This window comes from Pantoea sp. SGAir0184, assembly GCF_043544755.1.
In genome coordinates this window covers 2,865,524-2,884,877 of the sequence record NZ_CP028050.1, presented here as the reverse complement: position 1 = coordinate 2,884,877, position 19,354 = coordinate 2,865,524, and the positions used below count along the sequence as shown (strand labels likewise).

The 19,354-nt window shown below is 61.1% G+C and carries 17 protein-coding genes; 12 read left to right on the top strand and 5 right to left on the bottom strand.

The window, feature by feature from the left end; all coding sequences use genetic code 11:
• Positions 1-151 precede the first annotated feature (151 nt).
• On the bottom strand, positions 152-886 hold the full coding sequence (locus tag C1N60_RS13665) for a MerR family transcriptional regulator (protein ID WP_031279872.1): 735 nt from the start codon (positions 884-886) through the stop codon (positions 152-154).
• A gap of 152 nt (positions 887-1,038) precedes the next feature.
• Here C1N60_RS13665 and C1N60_RS13660 point away from each other — a divergent pair, with 152 nt between their 5' ends.
• A complete protein-coding gene (locus C1N60_RS13660; protein WP_394520985.1) occupies positions 1,039-1,602 on the top strand; it encodes a helix-turn-helix domain-containing protein in 564 nt (187 codons plus the stop codon).
• Positions 1,599-2,117 carry a GNAT family N-acetyltransferase gene (locus C1N60_RS13655; RefSeq protein ID WP_010615951.1) on the top strand — a complete coding sequence of 173 codons (519 nt, stop codon included), beginning with the start codon at positions 1,599-1,601 and terminating at the stop codon, positions 2,115-2,117. The genes C1N60_RS13660 and C1N60_RS13655 overlap by 4 nt, the downstream gene beginning before the upstream one ends.
• Positions 2,118-2,261: 144 nt before the next feature.
• On the opposite strand, the gene C1N60_RS13650 is transcribed toward C1N60_RS13655, so the two are convergent.
• Positions 2,262-3,233, bottom strand: a complete 972-nt coding sequence (locus C1N60_RS13650; protein ID WP_021508451.1) for a LysR family transcriptional regulator — start codon at positions 3,231-3,233, stop codon at positions 2,262-2,264.
• Between the two features lie 156 nt (positions 3,234-3,389).
• On the opposite strand from C1N60_RS13650, the gene argH reads away from it, so the two are divergent.
• From argH to C1N60_RS13615, 7 genes are read left to right on the top strand one after another with little or no spacing between them, the layout of a single operon-like run.
• Entirely contained in the window at positions 3,390-4,817 is a 1,428-nt protein-coding gene (gene argH / locus C1N60_RS13645) for an argininosuccinate lyase (protein WP_394520984.1), read from the top strand.
• Between the two features lie 9 nt (positions 4,818-4,826).
• On the top strand, positions 4,827-5,705 hold the full coding sequence (locus tag C1N60_RS13640; RefSeq protein WP_021508449.1) for an amino acid ABC transporter permease: 879 nt from the start codon (positions 4,827-4,829) through the stop codon (positions 5,703-5,705).
• A 13-nt stretch (positions 5,706-5,718) separates the two neighbouring features.
• The gene (locus C1N60_RS13635; protein ID WP_021508448.1) at positions 5,719-6,483 is read left to right on the top strand and encodes an amino acid ABC transporter ATP-binding protein; all 765 of its coding nucleotides are present in this window, start codon (positions 5,719-5,721) and stop codon (positions 6,481-6,483) included.
• An 18-nt stretch (positions 6,484-6,501) separates the two neighbouring features.
• On the top strand, positions 6,502-7,323 hold the full coding sequence (locus C1N60_RS13630) for an ABC transporter substrate-binding protein (protein WP_021508447.1): 822 nt from the start codon (positions 6,502-6,504) through the stop codon (positions 7,321-7,323).
• 11 nt (positions 7,324-7,334) lie between these two features.
• A complete protein-coding gene (locus C1N60_RS13625; RefSeq protein WP_394520983.1) occupies positions 7,335-8,180 on the top strand; it encodes a polysaccharide deacetylase family protein in 846 nt (281 codons plus the stop codon).
• A complete protein-coding gene (locus tag C1N60_RS13620; RefSeq protein WP_159378338.1) occupies positions 8,173-9,060 on the top strand; it encodes a polysaccharide deacetylase family protein in 888 nt (295 codons plus the stop codon). Before C1N60_RS13625 ends, C1N60_RS13620 begins: the two co-directional genes overlap by 8 nt.
• On the top strand, positions 9,044-10,405 hold the full coding sequence (locus C1N60_RS13615; protein ID WP_394520982.1) for an MmgE/PrpD family protein: 1,362 nt from the start codon (positions 9,044-9,046) through the stop codon (positions 10,403-10,405). Before C1N60_RS13620 ends, C1N60_RS13615 begins: the two co-directional genes overlap by 17 nt.
• Before the next feature lie 181 nt (positions 10,406-10,586).
• Here the strand turns inward: C1N60_RS13615 and C1N60_RS13610 are convergent, their stop codons facing one another.
• The gene (locus C1N60_RS13610; protein WP_394520981.1) at positions 10,587-11,672 is read right to left on the bottom strand and encodes an iron-containing alcohol dehydrogenase family protein; all 1,086 of its coding nucleotides are present in this window, start codon (positions 11,670-11,672) and stop codon (positions 10,587-10,589) included.
• 128 nt (positions 11,673-11,800) lie between these two features.
• Here C1N60_RS13610 and C1N60_RS13605 point away from each other — a divergent pair, with 128 nt between their 5' ends.
• The 3 genes from C1N60_RS13605 (at position 11,801) to ybiB (ending at position 15,928) form a co-directional block, all read left to right on the top strand.
• The gene (locus C1N60_RS13605) at positions 11,801-12,697 is read left to right on the top strand and encodes a LysR family transcriptional regulator (protein WP_058780844.1); all 897 of its coding nucleotides are present in this window, start codon (positions 11,801-11,803) and stop codon (positions 12,695-12,697) included.
• A 54-nt stretch (positions 12,698-12,751) separates the two neighbouring features.
• Positions 12,752-14,887, top strand: a complete 2,136-nt coding sequence (gene dinG / locus C1N60_RS13600) for an ATP-dependent DNA helicase DinG (protein ID WP_394520980.1) — start codon at positions 12,752-12,754, stop codon at positions 14,885-14,887.
• 72 nt (positions 14,888-14,959) lie between these two features.
• Positions 14,960-15,928 carry a DNA-binding protein YbiB gene (gene ybiB / locus C1N60_RS13595; RefSeq protein ID WP_394521754.1) on the top strand — a complete coding sequence of 323 codons (969 nt, stop codon included), beginning with the start codon at positions 14,960-14,962 and terminating at the stop codon, positions 15,926-15,928.
• Positions 15,929-16,042: 114 nt separating this feature from the next.
• Here ybiB and C1N60_RS13590 read toward each other — a convergent pair whose 3' ends face one another.
• Complete coding sequence (locus C1N60_RS13590; protein ID WP_021508439.1) at positions 16,043-17,200, bottom strand: M20 aminoacylase family protein; 1,158 nt, start codon at positions 17,198-17,200, stop codon at positions 16,043-16,045.
• 466 nt (positions 17,201-17,666) lie between these two features.
• Positions 17,667-19,352 (bottom strand): urocanate hydratase, encoded by a 1,686-nt coding sequence (gene hutU / locus C1N60_RS13585; protein WP_058757813.1) that lies wholly within the window; start codon positions 19,350-19,352, stop codon positions 17,667-17,669.
• Positions 19,353-19,354 lie beyond the last annotated feature (2 nt).

The window sequence follows — 19,354 nt, the reverse complement described above, 5'->3', positions numbered from 1 at the left end:
CATCATGCCGCCCATGCCGCCAATCGCCATGATGGCAAACAGGGTGCCAATGAGAATTTTATTCCAGTTCATAGGTAAACCTGAGAAAAGTCATGAAGTGCGGCATGATAACGCGCACATGCGGTAAGGCAAAGGCCGCATGTGCGATTTTTCAGGTGGGTTCGTGGACGTGAATCGAGAAGCCCTGAGCCTGCCAGTGTTCGAACTGCTCCAGCTGGCGGCGCGTCGGCTTTTTACCGGTCCAGATAAACAGATGCTGGCCGGGAAACAGCTCCGGACGCGGCATATCCAGTGGTTCTGCCAGCACATCAATGCGCCAGCCCTGCTGCGCTAAGCGCCAGGCTTCCAGCCAGATGCGGGTGCGATCTTCTACGCCCCAGCCAATCATTAAGGCATCTTTGCCGGCTTTTTTACGCGCGCCTGCCAGACAGAACGCGACATAATCAATCAGCGCGCCGTCCAAGAGACTGCACATGGTGCGGGCGGTATTTTGATCCAGCCCGAGACGCTGGCGTACCGGTACAAAAACGTGGTCAATCAGCGCATCGACCGGGTGTTCACGGCCAATGGTGGCGATTTTGGTGCGCAGTTTGGAGGCGCGTACGTGGCGCAGCACGCTCATCAGCTCTTCCTGCAGCGCCGTCCAGCCGTCATGCACGTTGAAGGTCTCTCCTTCAAGCAGGGCTTTGACTTTGCCAACAGGCACACCGCTCTCTATCCAGCGTTTGATCTCTTCGATCCGCTGAACATCTTCATCATCAAATTGTCGATGACCACCCTCAGTGCGCTGCGGCTTTAACAATCCATAACGACGCTGCCAGGCGCGCAGGGTTACCGGGTTAATTCCACAGCGCTCGGCAACATCACCGATACTGTATAAGGCCATGGCATCCTCTAAAATTCTGACCTGCATAACAACACCTTAACCGCCAGAGTGAGCTTGTACAATGATTATTTTATTGTACAACTTGACCCACTGCACGATTTCGGGCTTTATCTCTTATGTGAGATTTATTTCCCGAAAATGAGAGGTTAAAGATGTCTGCTCTAAATACGGAAGATCGGCTTGCGGCACGTCTGGCGGAATTACGCCTGCAGCGCGGCTGGTCGCTGGATGAACTGGCTCTGGCAACCGGCATTAGCCGGGCATCATTGTCGCGCATTGAGCGCGCCGAGACCAGCCCTACCGCCGCTTTGCTTAATCGCTTGTGCGTGGCCTACGGTTTAACCATGTCGCGACTGCTCAGCGAAGTAGAAGAAGAAGCGGCGCTGCTGCTGAAAGCGGAGCAGCAGCCGGTCTGGCAGGACACGCTCAGCGGCTTCCAGCGGCGCAACGTCTCGCCGCCGGCCAGTCAGTTTAAAGCGGAGCTGGTGGAGGGCGTGCTGCGTCCAGGCGCGCGCATAGATTATGATGCGCCGCCGGTACAGGGGCTGGAACAGCACATCTGGCTGCAGTCGGGCGAGCTGACCATCACCATGGAGACGCAGAGCTGGACGCTACAGGCCGGCGATTGCCTGCGCTTCCACCTCAGCGGGCGTTCCTCTTTTCAGGCGCATGCCGAATGCGGCGCGCGCTACTTTCTGGTGGTGTGCAAACCATGATTGAAATCGACTCTCTCAGCGCCACCCAGGCGCAGCCGCTGCTGGCGTCACTGTGTGAGGTGCTGCACGGCTGCGTGGCAGACGGTGCCAGCGTCGGCTTCATTGACGCGGACGATCGCGCAGTGATGGCGCGTTTCTGGCAGGACAAAATTTACAGCCTGGCGAGCGGCGATAACCAGCTGCTGGTGGCCTGGCAAGCGGGCGAGATAGTGGCCACGGTGATGCTGGGCTTCAGCAGTATGCCCAACGGCCGCCATCGTGCGGAGATCAGCAAGCTGCTGGTGCATCCGCGTGCGCGACGTCAGGGCATTGCGCGCCGTCTGATGTTACGTGCCGAACAGCTGGCGCAGCAGCAGGGGAAAACGCTGCTGGTGCTGGATACGCGCAGCGGCGATGTTGCCAGCGCGCTCTATCTGTCGCTCGGCTGGCAGGTGGCGGGTTCGATTCCGTGCTATGCCGAATCCACAGCCGGCGAGCTGGATGCTACCACGGTGATGTATAAGCGGCTGACGTAAGCGTTCTGGTTGCTGTTACCGGACGCCGCCTCTCCCTTATCCGCAGGCTGCGTCTCCCTCTCCCGGTGGGAGAGGGCCGGGGTGAGGGCATCAGCGTACACTTTCCCATCCCGTACCAGCAGAAACCCGGTCACACGCACCAAATCAGTGCGCCGCCGCCGCATCGCTCAACCCCAGCGCCTGCATAAACAGCCGGATGATCGGATTTATTTTCCGGCCTTTCTTCATCACCAGACAAAATGCCGTTTCGCGCCGCAGCGTGTCATCGCCCAGCTCACACAATTGTCCGCGGGCAATAAACGGAGCGGCATAATGTTCCGGTAAATATCCAATAAAGTGACCGGTTAAAATCAGCATGGCCACCGATTCCACCTGCACCGCCTGCACACCGCTCTCCTGCACCGGAATCAGGCGGCGTTCATCGCGTGGGGTAACATATAAATGATTAATAATTTTCTGCTGACGTAATACATCCACCGAAATATTTTTATCGCAAGATCCGCAATAGAGAGGATGTGACGCAGCGCAATATAATTTTGCGTATTCTTTATAAAGTTCGAAGTAATCAAACTCATTTTTCATTTCATACACGGGCGCAATGCCGCAATGAAAACGCCCTTCGCTTATGCCGCGTTCAATATCATCCAGCTGGGCGGTCTGCAGACGAATCTGCACCTTTGGCGCTTTCTGGTGCAGCTGTTGCACCGCACTGGTGACCGGCGAGTGCGGATCGCTAATGGTGTTATCCACCACGCAAATCGCGATGTCGCCCAGCAGCTCGTTGCGACTATTATGCAGCCGCTCGCGAAACAGGTTGAGCGATACAAACAGCTCCAGCGTGGCCTGATAAACATTGATGCCGTACTGCGTCAGCTCAAAACCTTCACGGCCGCGGCTGCATAGCGTCATGCCCAGCCGGATCTCCAGGTCAGAAACCTGTTTACTGATCGCCGCCAGGCCAATATTTAATTCGTGACTGGCAGCGGTTAATCCGCCGGCTTCCACCACGCATTTAAATACCCGCAGCAATTTTAAGTCGATATTACTCAGCGCCAGAACCGCATTATCGCCGCGATTATTCGCATTGTTTCCAGACTGGGAAACTTTACTTTCCATTTTTGCTATTCAACTCCGGAATAATTGCGGTGAAAGTACAGTGAATCTGAAATACCACCTATTTGCCAGCGTGGCAATAAAATAAGTTTTTATTATTGCTGCCGGCTGAATCCAAACTTTTTCATATTGCTGCGGCTGATTTGTGAGGGAAATAGCATGTCTGAGAATGCCGAACTGTTATGGGGCGCACGTTTTAAAGCGGCTCCGGCAGCCAGTTTAACCGCGCTGTCGCGTAGCCCGGATTATTACTTTGCGCTGGCGCCGTATGACCTCGCCGGTTGCCGCGCCCATGCGCGCGAGCTGACGCGTGCCGGGCTATTGAGCGCTGACGAGCTGGATACCATGCTGGCGGCGATTGACGCGCTGGACGCCGATTATCGCGCTGGCCAGCTGCAGCCGATTGCCGCCGATGAAGACGTGCATACCTTCATCGAACGCGCGCTGACAGAACGCCTCGGCGCGCTGGGCGGCAAGCTGCGTGCCGGTCGTTCACGCAACGATCAGACCGTCAACGATCTGCGTCTCTACCTGCGGGATAACGGCCGTAAGCTGGTGAGCGCGCTGTTGCAGCTGCAGCAGGCGCTGGTGACGCAGGCCGCGCAACACACCGACAGCGTCGCGCCCGGCTTCACCCATCTGCAACAGGCGCAGCCGATTGTGTTTGGCCATCAGCTGCTGGCGCATGCCCAATCCTTCGCGCGTGACATTGAGCGTATGCAGGACTGGGATCGCCGCAGCGCGCGCTGTCCGCTGGGCGCAGCGGCGATGGCCGGTTCGGCGATTGCGCGTCAGCCACAGCTGGCCGCTGCCGATCTCGCTTATCTGGCACCGTGCGAAAACTCGATCGATGCGGTCGCCAGCCGCGACTACGCCGCGGAATTCCTGTTCGTCACCAGCATGATCGGCATCAACCTGTCCCGGCTGTGTGAAGAGGTGTGCCTGTGGGCGTCACGGCAGTTCCGCTGGGTGGAGCTGCACGACAGTTACGCCACCGGCAGTTCGATCATGCCACAGAAGAAAAATCCGGACATTGCCGAGCTGACGCGCGGCCGCAGCGGCCGGCTGGTCGGTAACCTGATGGCGCTGCTGACCACCATGAAAGCCATGCCGCTCTCTTACAACCGCGATCTCAGCGACGACAAACGTAACGTGATTGATGCGGTCGACACGCTGCTGATGGTGCTGCCTGCCATGGCCGGCATGATGGCGACGCTGAAATTCAATACTGAGGTGATGCGCGAGCAGGCGCCGGATGGCTTTACGCTGGCGACCGAAGTGGCCGACTGGCTGGCAATGCGCGGCGTGCCGTTCCGCGAGGCGCACGAGATTACCGGCCAGCTGGTGCAGCTGTGTGAACGCGAAAACTGCGGCCTGGCCGATCTCAGCGATGCGCAGCTGCACGGCGTCGATACACGGCTCACGCCCGAGGTGCGTCAGGCATTAACGCTGGAAGCGGCGCTGGCAGCCCGCAGCGGCTACGGCGGCACCGCACCGGCACGGGTGCGCGAGCAGCTGGCCCGTCTGCAAACCCTGATGCAGGACCAGCAGCGCTGGGCCGATGATTACGCCGGACCGCGCGCCTGAGGAGAGCCTATGTCACACACCACACCGGTTGAACCATCGGTCAACAATGGCCGCGTCCAGCCCCATTACGATCTCGATCGCTATCAGGTGGTGCCGCGCCGCTATTATGGCCGCATCACCGCATCGGCAGTGATCCTCGTGCTGCTGGCGCTGCTGGTTAACGCCTTTGCGCACGGCAATATTGAGTGGTCGTTCGTCGGCCAGTTCTTTACCGCGCAGGCAATTCTTAACGGCGTGGTTAACACGCTGATTATGTCGGTGCTGGCGATGGCGCTGGGCATCCTGTTTGGCGTCATCACCGCCATCATGTACATGTCGCCCAATCCGGTGCTGCACTATATCGCGGTGGGCTATGCGTGGATCTTTCGCGGCACGCCGCTGATTCTGCAACTGCTGCTGTGGTTCAACCTGGCGCTGGTGTTTCCCACCATCAGCATTCCCGGTCTGTTCAGCGTGCAAACCGTCACGGTGATGACGCCGTTTCTCGCCGCTCTGCTCGGCCTGAGCATCAATCAGGGCGCGTACACCTCAGAAGTGGTGCGCGCCGGGCTGTTATCGGTAGATACCGGTCAGTATGAAGCCGCCAAAGCCATCGGCATGCCGCGTTTGCAGGCGCTGCAGCGCATCATTCTGCCGCAGGCGATGCGGGTGATTCTGCCGCCGGTCGGCAATGAGTTCATCAGCATGATCAAAACCACCAGTCTGGCCAGCATGATTCAGTACTCCGAGCTGCTGTACAACGCGCAAACCATCTACTTCGCCAACGCGCGCGTGATGGAGCTGCTGTTTGTGGCGGGCATCTGGTACCTGATTATCGTGACGCTGCTGTCGTTCGGACAGAGCCAGCTGGAACGCTACTTCTCACGCGGCCATCGTCGTCGCCAGTAACCGGGAGTGAGAGATGAGAAACATCGTGCGCGCCGTCAAGGTGAACAAATATTTCGATCAGTTCCACGCGCTGAAGGACGTCAGCCTGGAAGTGAACTACGGCGAGGTGATGTGCATTCTCGGCCCGTCGGGTTCCGGTAAGAGCACCTTTTTGCGCTGTATCAACCAGCTGGAGAAAGTGGATCAGGGCGGCATCTGGGTCGACAACGAACTGGCGGGCTATCGCATTGCCGGCAACAAGCTGCACCCGCTGAGTGACAAACAGATTGCGCGCCAGCGGCTGCAGACCGGCATGGTATTCCAGCGCTTCAACCTGTTTCCGCACAAGACCGCGCTGGAGAACATCATCGAGGGACCGTGTCGCGTGCTGCTGCGCCCGAAACGCGAGGCCAGCGAAGAGGCGATGGCGCTGCTGGATCGCGTCGGACTGGCGCACAAAGCGCACGACTATCCGCAGTCACTCTCCGGCGGTCAGCAGCAGCGCGTGGCGATTGCCCGCGCGCTGGCGATGAAACCCAAACTGATGCTGTTTGACGAACCGACCTCGGCGCTCGATCCGGAGATGGTCGGTGAAGTGCTGGCGGTGATGCGCCAGCTGGCAAAAGAAGGCACCACCATGCTGGTGGTGACCCACGAAATGGGCTTTGCGCGTGAGGTCGCCAACCAGGTGGTGTTTATGGATGAGGGACGCATTATTGAGCAGGGCGCACCGGAAGAGATTCTGCTGAACCCGCAAAACCCACGGATGAAAAACTTTATCAACGCGATTCTTCTTTAACGTGACCGGGGTGAATAGATGAAAAAATTGTTATTGAGTGCCATCAGTGCCGCGCTGCTGCTGCAATCCTCTGCCTGGGCGGAGATTGCCGTACCGGCCAGTATCAAAGAGAAGGGGCTGACCGTCGCCATCATGCCGAACTACCCGCCGATGGATTTTAAAGATCCTGCCACCAATCAGCTGAGCGGCGTCGATTATGAGCTGGGCCAGGCAATTGGCGAGAAGCTGGGCGTGAAGGTTAACTGGCAGGAGATCGCGTTTGAACAGATGGTCAACGCGGTGGTGACCAAACGCGTCGATCTGGTGATGTCCGGCATGACCGACACCAAAGAGCGGCAGAAGGTGGTTAACTTTATCGACTACTTCAAAACCGGTCCGCAGTTTTACACCCTGGCGGCGCGCAGCGATATCAACAGCGCCACCGATCTGTGCGGCAAAAAAGTAGGCACCAGCCGCCGCACCACGTTCCCGCAGGAGATTGCTACCTGGTCAAAAGCGCACTGCGAAGCGGCCGGTAAACCTGCGATTATCGTGGTGGGCGCGGAAGGCACCGCCGATGCGCGCACGCAACTGCGTCAGCGTCGTCTGGATGGTGCGGTACAGGGCAGCGAAACCCTGCCGTACATCATGAACCTGGAAAAAGGCACCTTTAAGCCGCTGGATAAAGCCTTCTCCTTCCAGTACACCGGCATGGCGCTGGGTAAAGATGCCGGTGAGCTGACCACGGCGATTCAGGCAGCCATTAATGCCATGATTGCCGATGGCAGCTACCAGAAAATCCTCAGCAAATGGGGCCTGAGCGACAACGGCATTGCCGAAGCCACGGTGAATCAGGGCTAAGGAGCGGGCGTATGCAACAACCGGGCGCAGTACGCTGGCCGCAGGGCAAGCGTGGCTGTATGGCGCTGGCGTTTGATCTTGATGGTCCCACTGGCGATGCCATGCTTAATGGCAGCCTGTGGTCAACACCAGAGTATTTCACCTTTGGCGCCTACGGGCCGTTTCGCGCGCTCGGTCGGCTGCTGGATCTGCTGCGCGCCTTCCAACTGCCGGCCACGTTTTTTGTCCCGGCGTGGGTGGTGGAGCAGTGGCCGCGGCAGTGCCAGGCGATTATCGAACAGGGCCACGAAGTGGCCTATCACGGTTATCGCCACGAATCGTTCTGGGCGATTACGCCAGATGAACAGCGCGCCGTGATGGCGCGCTCTACCGCCATCTTTCAGCAACATCTTGGTATCCGCGCCTGCGGTTTTCGTACTCCTTCCGGCGACTGGCACGCCGAAACGCCGCAGATTCTGCGGGAAGCCGGGGTGATTTACTCCAGCAGCATGCGTGGTGACGATCGGCCGTACAGCATTGCCGTCGCCGGGCATACGCCGCTGGTGGAGATTCCCGGCAAATGGGAGATGGATGATTACGCCTCGCTGGCCTACACGCGCCAGCCGGATTTTCCACAGGGCGGCGACCGCATCGCCAGCTATGCGCACACCGGTGACAACTGGCAGCGCGAATTTGACGGCGCGATGGCCGAAGGACTGTGCCTGACCACGCTGTTCCACCCGAAAATTTCCGGGCAGCCTGGCCGTTTGCTGTTGCTGGAGCAGCTGTTTGCCCACATGACGGCGCGCGACGATGTGTGGTTTGCGCGCTGTGATGCGGTGGCCGCGTGGTATTTGCAGGAGCAGCAACATGACTGAACATTCACGCTGGCCGTCGGGCAAACAATCGGCGGCCATCATTACCATCGACTATCACGATATTCACGGCATCCTGACGCAGGCGCCTGCGGTTGCCGGGCGCGATAAAACCCTGTCGGTGTGGCGCTATGGCACGCTGCGCGGCGTTGATCGCCTGCTGGATCTGCTGGCGGAGAAACAGCTGCTGGCCAGCTGGTGCTTGCCGGCCATCGTCGCCGAAGAGCAGCCGCAGGTGCTGCAGCGTATCGTCGCCGCCGGGCATGAGATCGCCTGCAGCGGTGAGCGACACGAAGACTTCTCTGCGCTGACGCTGGCGCAGCAGATTACCAGTGTAACGCGCGGCTGCGAGCGGCTGGCGCAGCTGACCGGCCAGCCGATTGCAGGGTTTCGCACGCCGGCCGGCCAGTGGAAACCGGGCCTTGCTGCGGCGCTGGCAACGCACGGCATCCGCTGGTCCTCCAGCTGGCGCGGTGATGATTTACCCTATTTTCACCCCGGCACCCGGCTGGTGGAGCTGCCCATGCACTACACGCTGGAGGATGCGCCCTATTTTGCCTTCAACCTCAGCCCGGCGATTCCGCCCGGACAATCGCGTATCGCGCCCTATGGCGAAACGCTGGCCAACCTGACGCAGGATTTCCACGGTTTTCACCGTTTCGGCCTGTGCTACCTGCTGCGGCTGCACCCGGAAATTATCGGCACCGCCGGGCGCATTGGCCTGCTGCGTCAGCTGCTGGAGACGCTGCAGCAGCATGACGTGTGGATCGCTACTGCTGGCCAGGTGGCCGCGCACTGGCAGACGCAGCCGGATAACGATGCCGATCATCCGGCAGAGGTGTTTGCCCGGGTCAGCGGAGGCGAACATGGACACCACGCTTGATCGGCTGGCGGACTTCATCGCAGCCACCCGCTTTGCCCAGCTGCCGGAACCGCTGGTAGCGCAGGCGAAGCGCCATCTGCTGGATACGCTCGGCGCGGCGCTGGCGGGCTGTGACAGCCCGATCTGGCGCGAATGCCGGGCGCTGGTGGCCGAAGAGGGCGGCAGCGCCGTGGCGCAGCTGTGGGGCTGTGCGCAGCAAACTTCCCCGCGTCAGGCGGCGTGGCTCAACGGCGTGGCGGCGCACATGTATGAACTGGACGACACCGGTGGCTGCGATCACTCCGGTGCCGTGGTGTTACCGGCGCTGCTGGCGGCACTGCCGCTGGCGACGCATCCGGTCGACGGGCGGGCATTTCTCACCGCGATGGTCGTGGGTTATGACATCGGCCGTCGCGTGCTGGAAGCCTGCGGGGGTTATGCGGCGCACAACGGTGCGGGCTGGCACTCAACTGCCAGCTGTGGCGTTTTTGGCGCGGCGGCTGCCGTCAGTTGTTTGCTGCGGCTGCCGGCCGCGCAGTGTGCCTCGGCGCTGGGCATCGCTGCCAGCTTCAGTGGTGGCCTGTGGGGCTTTATTCATGATGGCTCACAAACCAAAAAGCTGCACGCGGCGCGCGCGGCGGAAGGGGGCGTACAGGCGGCGCTGCTGGCACAGCGCGGCATCAGCGGACCGGCTGCGGTATTTGAGGCGCGCTGGGGTGGCTTTCTGCAAACGCTGGCCGGTGAAACGCAACAGCCCGCCGCGCTCACGGCCCAACTGGGCGAGGTGTGGAAACTGGCGCGCTGTTCCATCAAGCCGTACGCCGCCTGTCGCGGTACGCATGCGGCAATCGATGCGCTGGGTCTGCTGCTTGAGCAGCATGCGGTGGCGACCGGGGACATCGCGCGCATTGTGGTCGGGCTCAATCCGTTCCTGCTGGAGATGTGCGGCACGCGTGAGCTCACCAGCCTCGCCGCCGCGCAAATGAGCCTGCCGTATGCGCTGACGGCGCGTGCGCTGTTCGGCTCCGCGGAGCTGGCGAGTTATGACGACAGCCGTCGCCTGAGTGCGGAAGCTGCCGCGCTGATGGCGCGTATTGAGCTGGAGATTGACCACCAGCAGGGGCGCGATGATGAGCCGTGGGTCCGGCTGGAAACGGTGCAGGGCATGCAGTGGCAGCAGCACGTCGCGGTGCCGTCCGGATCGCCGGCGAATCCGCTGAGCGACGCGGCGCTGCACGCCAAATACCGCAGCCTCGCCGCGCGCGTCTTACCGGCGGCACAGGTGCAGCAGCTGGAAACGCTGTGTCTGACGCTGGATAACGTGGCGGATGTGCGGCAAGTCGCGGCGTTGCTGGCGACCCGGTAACAGTGGGGCGCCAGCCATGGCGAAATGCCGATCGGTCAAGTCAGCGCGACCTGATGATGACGGTGCGCATAAATGCGCACCCTACAAAAGCGCGCGCTGGCCCGTAGGGTCGCCGTTTACGGTGACCTGGGATTTCCCGTTTACGGTGACCTGGGATTTACCACATCCATTGCGACCGCAATCAAACCCGTTCCGCCAGCCCTTCAATCCGCGCCATCGCCGCCCGCAACCGCGCTTCGTTGACCGGTTCGGCCATGTTCGCCATATCCGGCGCGTGGATAGATTCGCGTATAATCAACGCCAGCTCGCTCTCCTCCAGCGCGGCAATCTCGGCCAGCGTCAACGGTACGCCGCAGTCGCGCGCCAGGCGCATCTCATCCACCAGCTCTTCGTCGCTGCGATCCTCCAGCGCCAGCAGGCACAAATTGCCGTAACCCACCAGCAGGCCGTGACCAAACTCGCGCGTTTTGTCGCAGAAGGTAAAGCCTTCGTAAATGGCGTGCGCAGCGGCGGCGTGGGCGCCATTGCTCATCAGCGAGGTCAGACCGGCCCAGGTAAAAATCGCGTCCAGCACCTGATCGAGCGAAGTGCCGCTCTCACCGCGCAGCACCGCTGCGTAAGCCGCCGGACCGTGCTCCGCGATCACCTCATAGCAGATCTGGCTGTGCGCCAGCGATGACAGCGCATTGCCGGTGCGTGCCGGATGGTGCGTGCTTACCGCCCGGAACTCATACCATTTAGCCAGCGTATCGCCGAGGCCCGCGGCCAGCCAGCGGGCAGGGGCGGCTGCCAGCAACTCACTGTCGATGATCACCGCCGCCGGTGCCTGTGGCAGCGGGAAAATATCAAAGAAGTTGCCGTTATCGTCGTAGCGAATGGTCAGCGGGGTCACCGCAGCGCAGGTGGCGGCAATTGTCGGGACGGTTATCACCGGCAGCCCGAGCTGCGCACCCACCGCTTTAACCGTGTCCAGCGCCTTGCCGCCGCCCGCACCGATCAGCACCTCTGCCTGTTGTTCAATCGCTAACGCCGCCAGCCGTTCGATATGGTTAAGCGAGGTTTCGCCACCAAACCACACCGGTGCCAGCAGCGTGACGCCAGCGGCGTCGAGTTGCGTCTTCACCTGCGTCGCCACCGCCTGCATCGCGCGCTGGCCGCCAATCAGCAGTGCGCGCTGGCCCAGCCCGGCGCAGATGGCCCCCAGCTGGTTAATCACACCCGCACCACGCAGCACGCGCGCCGGGAACAGCAAATTTTGTTGCGACATAGCGAAAGCTCTCTTTTTCAGGGAATGGCTGCATCATCGCCAAAGCGGCTTGCAGAAAAAATCCCTGTCAGTCGATAATCACTTCAGCGATTCGTTAACTATTGTCAGCAATCCCTGAAGGAAGTGCGGTGCCAACCTTACCCAATCTGAAACTGCTGCAGGTGTTCGCCAGCGTGGTGGAAAACCAGGGCTATTCGCGTGCGCAGCAGGCGCTGAACATGACCACACCGGCCATCAGCGCCTACATGAGTGAACTGGAAAGCCAGCTGGGCTTTATTCTGTGCCAGCGCGGGCGCGCAGGCTTTGCGCTGACCAGCAAAGGCGAACAGTTCTACGCCTATACCCGGGAAATGCTGGCGACCCTGAGCGGCTGGCAGTCGCAGGTGGAGACGCTGAAAAGCGCGCAGGGCGGCACATTTGCGCTCGGCGTGGTCGACGCCACCGTCACCGACAGCACGCTGGATCTGCCGGCGGTTATCGCCCGTTTTAATCAGCGCTTTCCGGCGGTGTTTCTCACCCTCAGCGTGTGTGAGCCCAACGAACTGCAGCAGCAGGTGCTGGAAGATCGGCTCGACCTGGCCATCGGGCACTTTCCGCTGCGCGCCAGCAATCTGGTGACGCTGCCGCTGTACGAGGAGCAGCAGTGGCTGTACTGCAGTCCGCAGCATGCGCTGGCGCAGGGCGATGCGGATGTGCGTCGCGTGCAGCAGACCGGCATGGTAACGCGGCGCTACTGGAACCAGCAGGAGCTCAACAAGCGCGGTTTCCGCCATAGCACCGCGTCGGTGGAGAGCATTGAAGCGCAGCTGACGCTGATTCTCTCCGGGCGCTATATCGGCTTTTTGCCCGAGCATTACGCGCGCAGCCGCGAGCAGCAGGGCCAGCTGCTGCGCCTGCTGCCACACCATTTTCACTTTCGCGCGCCGTTTTCGTTCGCCTTCCGGCGCGGCCGCGCGCGCGAGCCGCTGATCCGTGCGATGCGCGAAATTCTGAATCCAGCGCGAAAAACTGAGCGCGAAAGCTGACGCTGCGGCAATACTGTGTAAAAATACAGGCCGGTTTAACCAACAGTATTCACTATGGCCCTGACAGCAGCGATAAAAAGCCAGATTGCGCAATGGTATAAGGCGCTGCAGCAGCAGGTTCCTGACTTTATCCCGCGCGCGCCGCAGCGCCAGATGATCGCCGAAGTGGCGAAGAGTCTGGCCGGTGACGAGGGTCGCCATCTGGCCATTGAGGCGCCCACCGGCGTCGGCAAAACCCTGTCTTACCTGATTCCCGGCATTGCGGTCAGCCGCGCCGAAGAGAAACGTTTAGTCATCAGCACCGCCAACGTGGCGCTGCAGGATCAGATCTTCAGCAAAGATCTGCCGCTATTAAAGAAAATCATTCCTGACCTCACCTTCACCGCGGCTTTTGGTCGCGGACGCTATGTCTGTCCGCGCAACCTGACCGCGCTGGCAGCCACGGACGATCAGCAGGGCGATCTGCTGCTGTATCTCGACGAACAGGCGATGACCGGTTCGAAAGAGGAGCAGAAATTCTGCGCGCGGCTGGAGAAAGACCTCAGCAGCTATAAGTGGGATGGCCTGCGCGATCACAGCGACGTGGCGATTGACGACAGCCTGTGGCAGCGCCTCTCCACTGATAAAGCGAACTGCCTGGCACACCACTGCCGCTGGTACCGCGAATGCCCGTTCTTTGTGGCGCGACGCGAAATCGAGCAGGCCGATGTGGTGGTGGCGAACCATGCGCTGGTGATGGCGGCGATGGAGAATGAGTCAGTGCTGCCGCCGGCCAAACACCTGATGCTGGTGCTGGATGAAGGGCACCATCTGCCGGAAGTGGCGCGGGATGCGCTGGAGATGAGCGCGGAGATTACGCCGGGCTGGAGCAGCCTGCAGCTCGATCTGTTTGTGCGGCTGGTGGAGACCATCATGGCGCAGTTCCGGCCGAAATCCCCGCCGCCGCTGAGCAATCCCGAGCGCCTGAAAGGACACTGTGATGAGATGCGCGAACAGCTGCAGACGCTGTGCAACGCGCTCAATCCTCTGCTGCCGCGCGACAATCAGCCTGGCGAGTTTCGCTTTGTGCTCGGTGAGCTGCCGCCAGAACTGCTGACCCTGTGCGCGCGGCTGTTTAAGCTGAGTGATGCGCTGCGTGGCCTGAGCGAAGGGCTGCTCAACGAGCTGGGCGAACAGACCGGCAAGGCCGATATCATGCGGCTGCACAAAGCCATCCTGCAGCTCAATCGCCACTTCGGCTGGTTTGAATCCATCAGCAAACTGTGGCGGCTGGCGGCGATGGAAAAAGCGTCCAACGCGCCGGTGTCGAAATGGGTGACGCGTGAAATTCGTGACGGCCAGGCGCATCTGCTGTTTCACTGCGCCGGGATTCGCGTCAGCGACCAGCTGGAAAAGCTGCTGTGGCGCAAAATCCCGCACGTGGTGGTGACCTCGGCTACGCTGCGTTCGCTGAACAGCTTTAATCGCCTGCAGGAGATGTCCGGCCTGAACCAAAAGGCCGGCGACCGCTTTGTGGCACTCGACTCGCCGTTTAATCATGTCGATCAGGGCAAGCTGATCATCCCGCAAATGCGCTATGAGCCGCTGCTGGCCAATGAAGCGGAGCACATCGCTGAGATGGCGCGCTTCTTCCGCCAGCAAATGCAGGCGCAGCAGCACAAAGGCGTGCTGGTGCTGTTTGCCAGCGGACGGGCGATGCAGCAGTTTGTCAGCCTGGTGCCGGAGCTGCGTCTGTCGATGCTGGTGCAGGGCGATCAGCCGCGTTCACGGCTGGTGGAGCTTCACCGGCAACGGGTGACCGCCGGACAAAGCAGCATTCTGGTTGGCCTGCAATCTTTTGCCGAAGGGCTCGATTTGAAAGGCGATCTGTTGTCGCAGGTGCACATCCATAAAATTGCTTTTCCGCCGGTGGACAGTCCGGTAATTTTGACCGAAGGGGAGTGGCTGAAGAGCCTCAAACGCTACCCGTTTGAAGTACAAAGTTTACCCAGCGCATCGTTTACGCTGATCCAGCAGGTCGGGCGTCTGATCCGCAGCCATCAGTGTTTTGGTGAAATCGTCATTTACGATCGCCGGCTGCTGAGCAAAACCTACGGCAGCCGCCTGCTGGCCGCGCTGCCGGTGTTTCCGATTGAACAACCGCCGGTGCCGGAAGCGGACAAACCGGCGAAGCGCAGCAAGAAATCCTGAGTATGCGGCAACAGCCGGATGCACGATTGTTGGCCGCCGGGTGACGGCGCGCCCTGGAAGCGGGAAAGTATGATGGAACTGAATAAGATCATTAAAGAGATTGGCCGCGGCAAGAATCACGCACGCGATATCGACTTTGACACTGCCGTGGCGCTTTACAGCGCGATGCTGGCGGACGAGGTGCCGGATCTCGAACTGGGTGGCGTGCTGATTGCGCTGCGCATCAAAGGCGAAGGGGAAGCAGAGATGCGCGGCTTCTACCACGCGATGCAGCAGCGCATGATGCGGCTGCAGGCCCCGGCACAGCGTCCGATGCCCATTGTGATCCCCAGCTATAACGGCGCGCGTCGCCAGGGCAACCTGACGCCGCTGCTGGCACTGCTGCTGGTGAAGCTCGGTTTTCCGGTGTTGCTGCACGGCGTCAGCGACGACCCAACCCGCGTGACCAGCGAAGCGGTGCTGGCGGCGCTGGATATTGCGCCAGTGGCCAGCGCGCAACAGGCGCAGGCGAAACTCGACGCTGGCGAGCTGGCGTTCATCACCATCGATGATTTATGTGCGCCAATGGCTAAACAGCTGGCGCTGCGCTGGCGCATGGGCGTGCGTAACAGCGCGCACACGCTGGCCAAGCTGGCGACGCCGTTTGCCGAACGCGCCGCGCTGCGGCTGGCGAGCGTGTCGCATCCGGAATATGTGCCGCGCGTGGGTAAATTCTTCCAGGATATCGATGCACCGGCCATTCTGCTGAACGGCACTGAAGGTGAGGTCTATGCCAATCCGCAGCGCTGCCCGGCGATTAATTATATTCGCGGTGCCGGTGCAGAAGCGGAAGTGTGGGTCGAGCGGCAGCCAGAGGTCGCGCTGGCGTTAGCAGAGAGCAAAGGCGCCCAGGATACCGCAGCGTGGATCCGTGAGGTGCTGGCCGGTGAACGCGCAGTGCCGCAGGCGCTGCGCCTGCAGCTGGCGTGCTGTCTGGTGGCGACCGGTGAAGCCGCAACAATGGCCGATGCCGAAACGCGGTTACAGCAGGTGGGGATTTAACCGGGCTGCCCGGCTGGCCATGCACGAGAAACCTGGGCGGTGACGGCGGTCACCGCAGCGGTTGCGCAGGGGGGGCACGCCTGCGCAGCTGAAATGGTTTGCTGAGCAGCGCCATCAGCGTTTAATCAGTACGCTCTCCACCAGTTGCTGCCAGAACGTAATACCAATCGGCAGCAGCGCATCGTTGAAATCATAGTTGGCATTGTGCAGCGGGGCTGAAGGCGTGGCACCGTCAGCGCCGAGCCAGAAATAGGCGCCGGGACAGGCTTCCAGCATGCAGGCGAAATCTTCAGACGCCATCGACGGGTTAACCTGCCAGTGCACCTGCTGTTCACCCAGCAGCTGGCACGCCACGTCACGCACCTGCTCCGCCGGGGCGACATGGTTGGCGGTAACCGGATAGCCGGGATACCAGTGAATCTCGCCGCTGACGCCAAACGGGCGCGGCAGGGTGGTGACAAAATCTTCAATCAGACCGCGCACGCGATTGCGCACGTCGGTCTGCAGACATCGCACCGTACCGCGCAGCGTGATCTGCTCCGGAATGACGTTAATGGCCTCGCCACCGTGAATCTGGGTGACGCTGACCACCGCCGACGCCAGCGGTGACAGGCGGCGCGACGGGATGGTTTGCAGCGCCAGAATCAGCTCGGCGGCGACCACCATCGGGTCGGCACCGCTTTCCGGCATCGCCGCATGGCAGCTTTTGCCGTGCAGCGTAATCTCAAACGAATCCAGCGATGCCATCATCGCGCCCGGATTTACCGCCAGCGATCCCACCGGCAATCCCGGCCAGTTGTGCATCGCGTACACGGCATCCATCGGGAAGCGCTGAAACAGACCTTCCTCCACCATTTTGCGCGCACCACCGAGATTCTCTTCGGCCGGCTGAAACAGGAAGTGTACCGTACCTTTGAAATTACGCGTGGCGGCCAGCTGACAGGCTGCGGCCAGCAGTATCGCGGTGTGGCCATCGTGACCGCAGGCGTGCATCACGCCAGGCCGGCTCGATTTCCACTGCGGCTCGCCTTTTTCGGTGATCGGCAGGGCATCCATATCGGCGCGCAGCCCGATGACCGGACCGGGACCGTTTTCCAGCGTGCCGATCACGCCAGTGCCGGCGAGGCCGCGAAACACCTGCAGTCCGGCATCGGTCAGCACCTGGGCCACCAGCTCGCTGGTCTGCTGCTCCTGGTAACCCAGTTCAGGGTGTTGATGTAACTGACGACGCCAGGTGAGGGCGTTTTCCAGCAGGACAGCAGGCAGGCTCATAAGGTAAGGCTCCATCAGCAGCGTCAGCTGCGCAATCTCCGACGCGGGAAGTTAAGTGTCCACTGTAGTGGTAAGCGTGGGGGGCGTCTATCGTGGAAAGGAATAATTTGGCTATAGGCTATAGCGGATTGGCATAAGCGGATGGGGGCAAGGTCGGCATGAATGCCGACCCTACAGGGCGCGATGGGAAACCGTCGTGCTGGTGCTGCACTCGGTCGGCATCAATGCCGACCCTACAGGGCGCGATGGGAAACCGTCGTGCTGGCGCTGCGCGCGGTCGGCATCAATGCCGACCCTACAGGGCGCGATAAGATACCGCCGTGCTGGTGCTGCACGCGGTCGGCATCAATGCCGACCTTGTACAGTGCAACCTTTGGGAACAGTTTTAAGGCTTAACGGACCGACATTGCGGCATTGCCCAGCCGGGGTAACTTCCCGTAGGGTGCGCATTGATGCGCACCTGGAACTACTTCAGCATCGGCAAATTGAGACCGTGCTGCTCTGCGCAGGTCTGCGCCAGCTCGTAGCCCGCATCGGCATGACGCATCACGCCGGTGGCCGGGTCGTTCCACAGTACGCGACCAAGGCGCGCATCCGCTTCAGCCGTACCGTCACAGACGATCACCACACCGGAATGCTGCGAGAAGCCCATGCCGACGCCGCCGCCGTGGTGCAGGCTCACCCAGGTGGCCCCGCCGGCGGTGTTCAGCAGCGCGTTCAGCAGCGGCCAGTCTGACACCGCATCCGAGCCATCCTTCATCGCCTCGGTTTCACGGTTAGGTGACGCCACCGAGCCGCAGTCGAGGTGGTCACGACCGATCACGATCGGCGCTTTTAGCTCGCCGTTGCGCACCATCTCATTGAATGCCAGCGCGGCTTTATGACGCTCGCCCAGCCCCAGCCAGCAAATACGCGCCGGCAGGCCCTGGAAGGCGATGCGCTCCTGCGCCATATCCAGCCAGCGGTGCAGGTTTTTGTGTTCCGGGAACAGCTCTTTCAGTTTGGCGTCGGTTTTATAGATATCTTCCGCATCGCCCGAGAGCGCCACCCAGCGGAACGGGCCTTTGCCTTCGCAGAACAGCGGACGAATATACGCCGGCACGAAGCCCGGGAAATCAAAGGCGTTTTTCACCCCTTCATCCAGCGCCACCTGACGAATGTTGTTGCCGTAATCCACGGTCGGCACACCCATGTGGTGGAAGTCGAGCATCGCCTGCACGTGCTGCGCCATGGAAGCGCGTGCCGCTTTCTCTACCGCTTTCGGATTGCTGACGCGCTCAGCTTCCCAGCGTGCCACGTCCCAGCCCACCGGCAGATAGCCGTTAATCGGGTCGTGCGCGGAGGTCTGATCGGTCACGATATCAGGCTTCATGCCGCCCGCTTTCGCGCGCTGCACCAGTTCCGGGACCAGCTCGGCCGCGTTGCCCAGCAGGCCCACGGAGATCGCCTGGCCGGCTTCGGTGGCGTCTTTGATCAGCGCCAGCGCCTCATCCAGGCTGTAGGCTTTATGGTCGAGGTAGCGGGTGCGCAGACGGAAATCGATGCGCGACTCCTGGCACTCAATCGCCAGCACGCAGGCACCGGCCAGCACGCCCGCCAGCGGCTGCGCGCCGCCCATGCCGCCCAGACCGGCGGTGAGGATCCAGCGGCCGGTCAGGTCACTGTTATAGTGCTGGCGACCGGCTTCGGCGAAGGTTTCAAAGGTACCCTGCACGATGCCCTGCGCGCCGATATAAATCCATGAACCGGCGGTCATCTGGCCATACATCATCAGCCCGGCCTTATCCAGTTCGTGGAAGTGATCCCACGTCGCCCAGTGCGGCACCAGGTTGGAGTTGGCCAGCAGTACGCGCGGCGCATCGGCATGGGTGCGGAACACACCGACCGGCTTGCCGGACTGAATCAGCAGCGTCTCTTCCGGCTGCAGCGCGCGCAGCGAGCGCAGAATCTGTTCAAAGCACGCCCAGTTGCGCGCGGCTTTACCGATTCCGCCATACACCACCAGATCCTCCGGGCGTTCGGCCACGTCAGGATCGAGGTTGTTCTGAATCATGCGGTATGCCGCTTCAATCAGCCAGTTGGCGCAGTGCAGTTCATTACCGCGCGGCGCACGGATTTCACGGGCAACAGCCTGAGTCAAAGTTTCGCTCATCA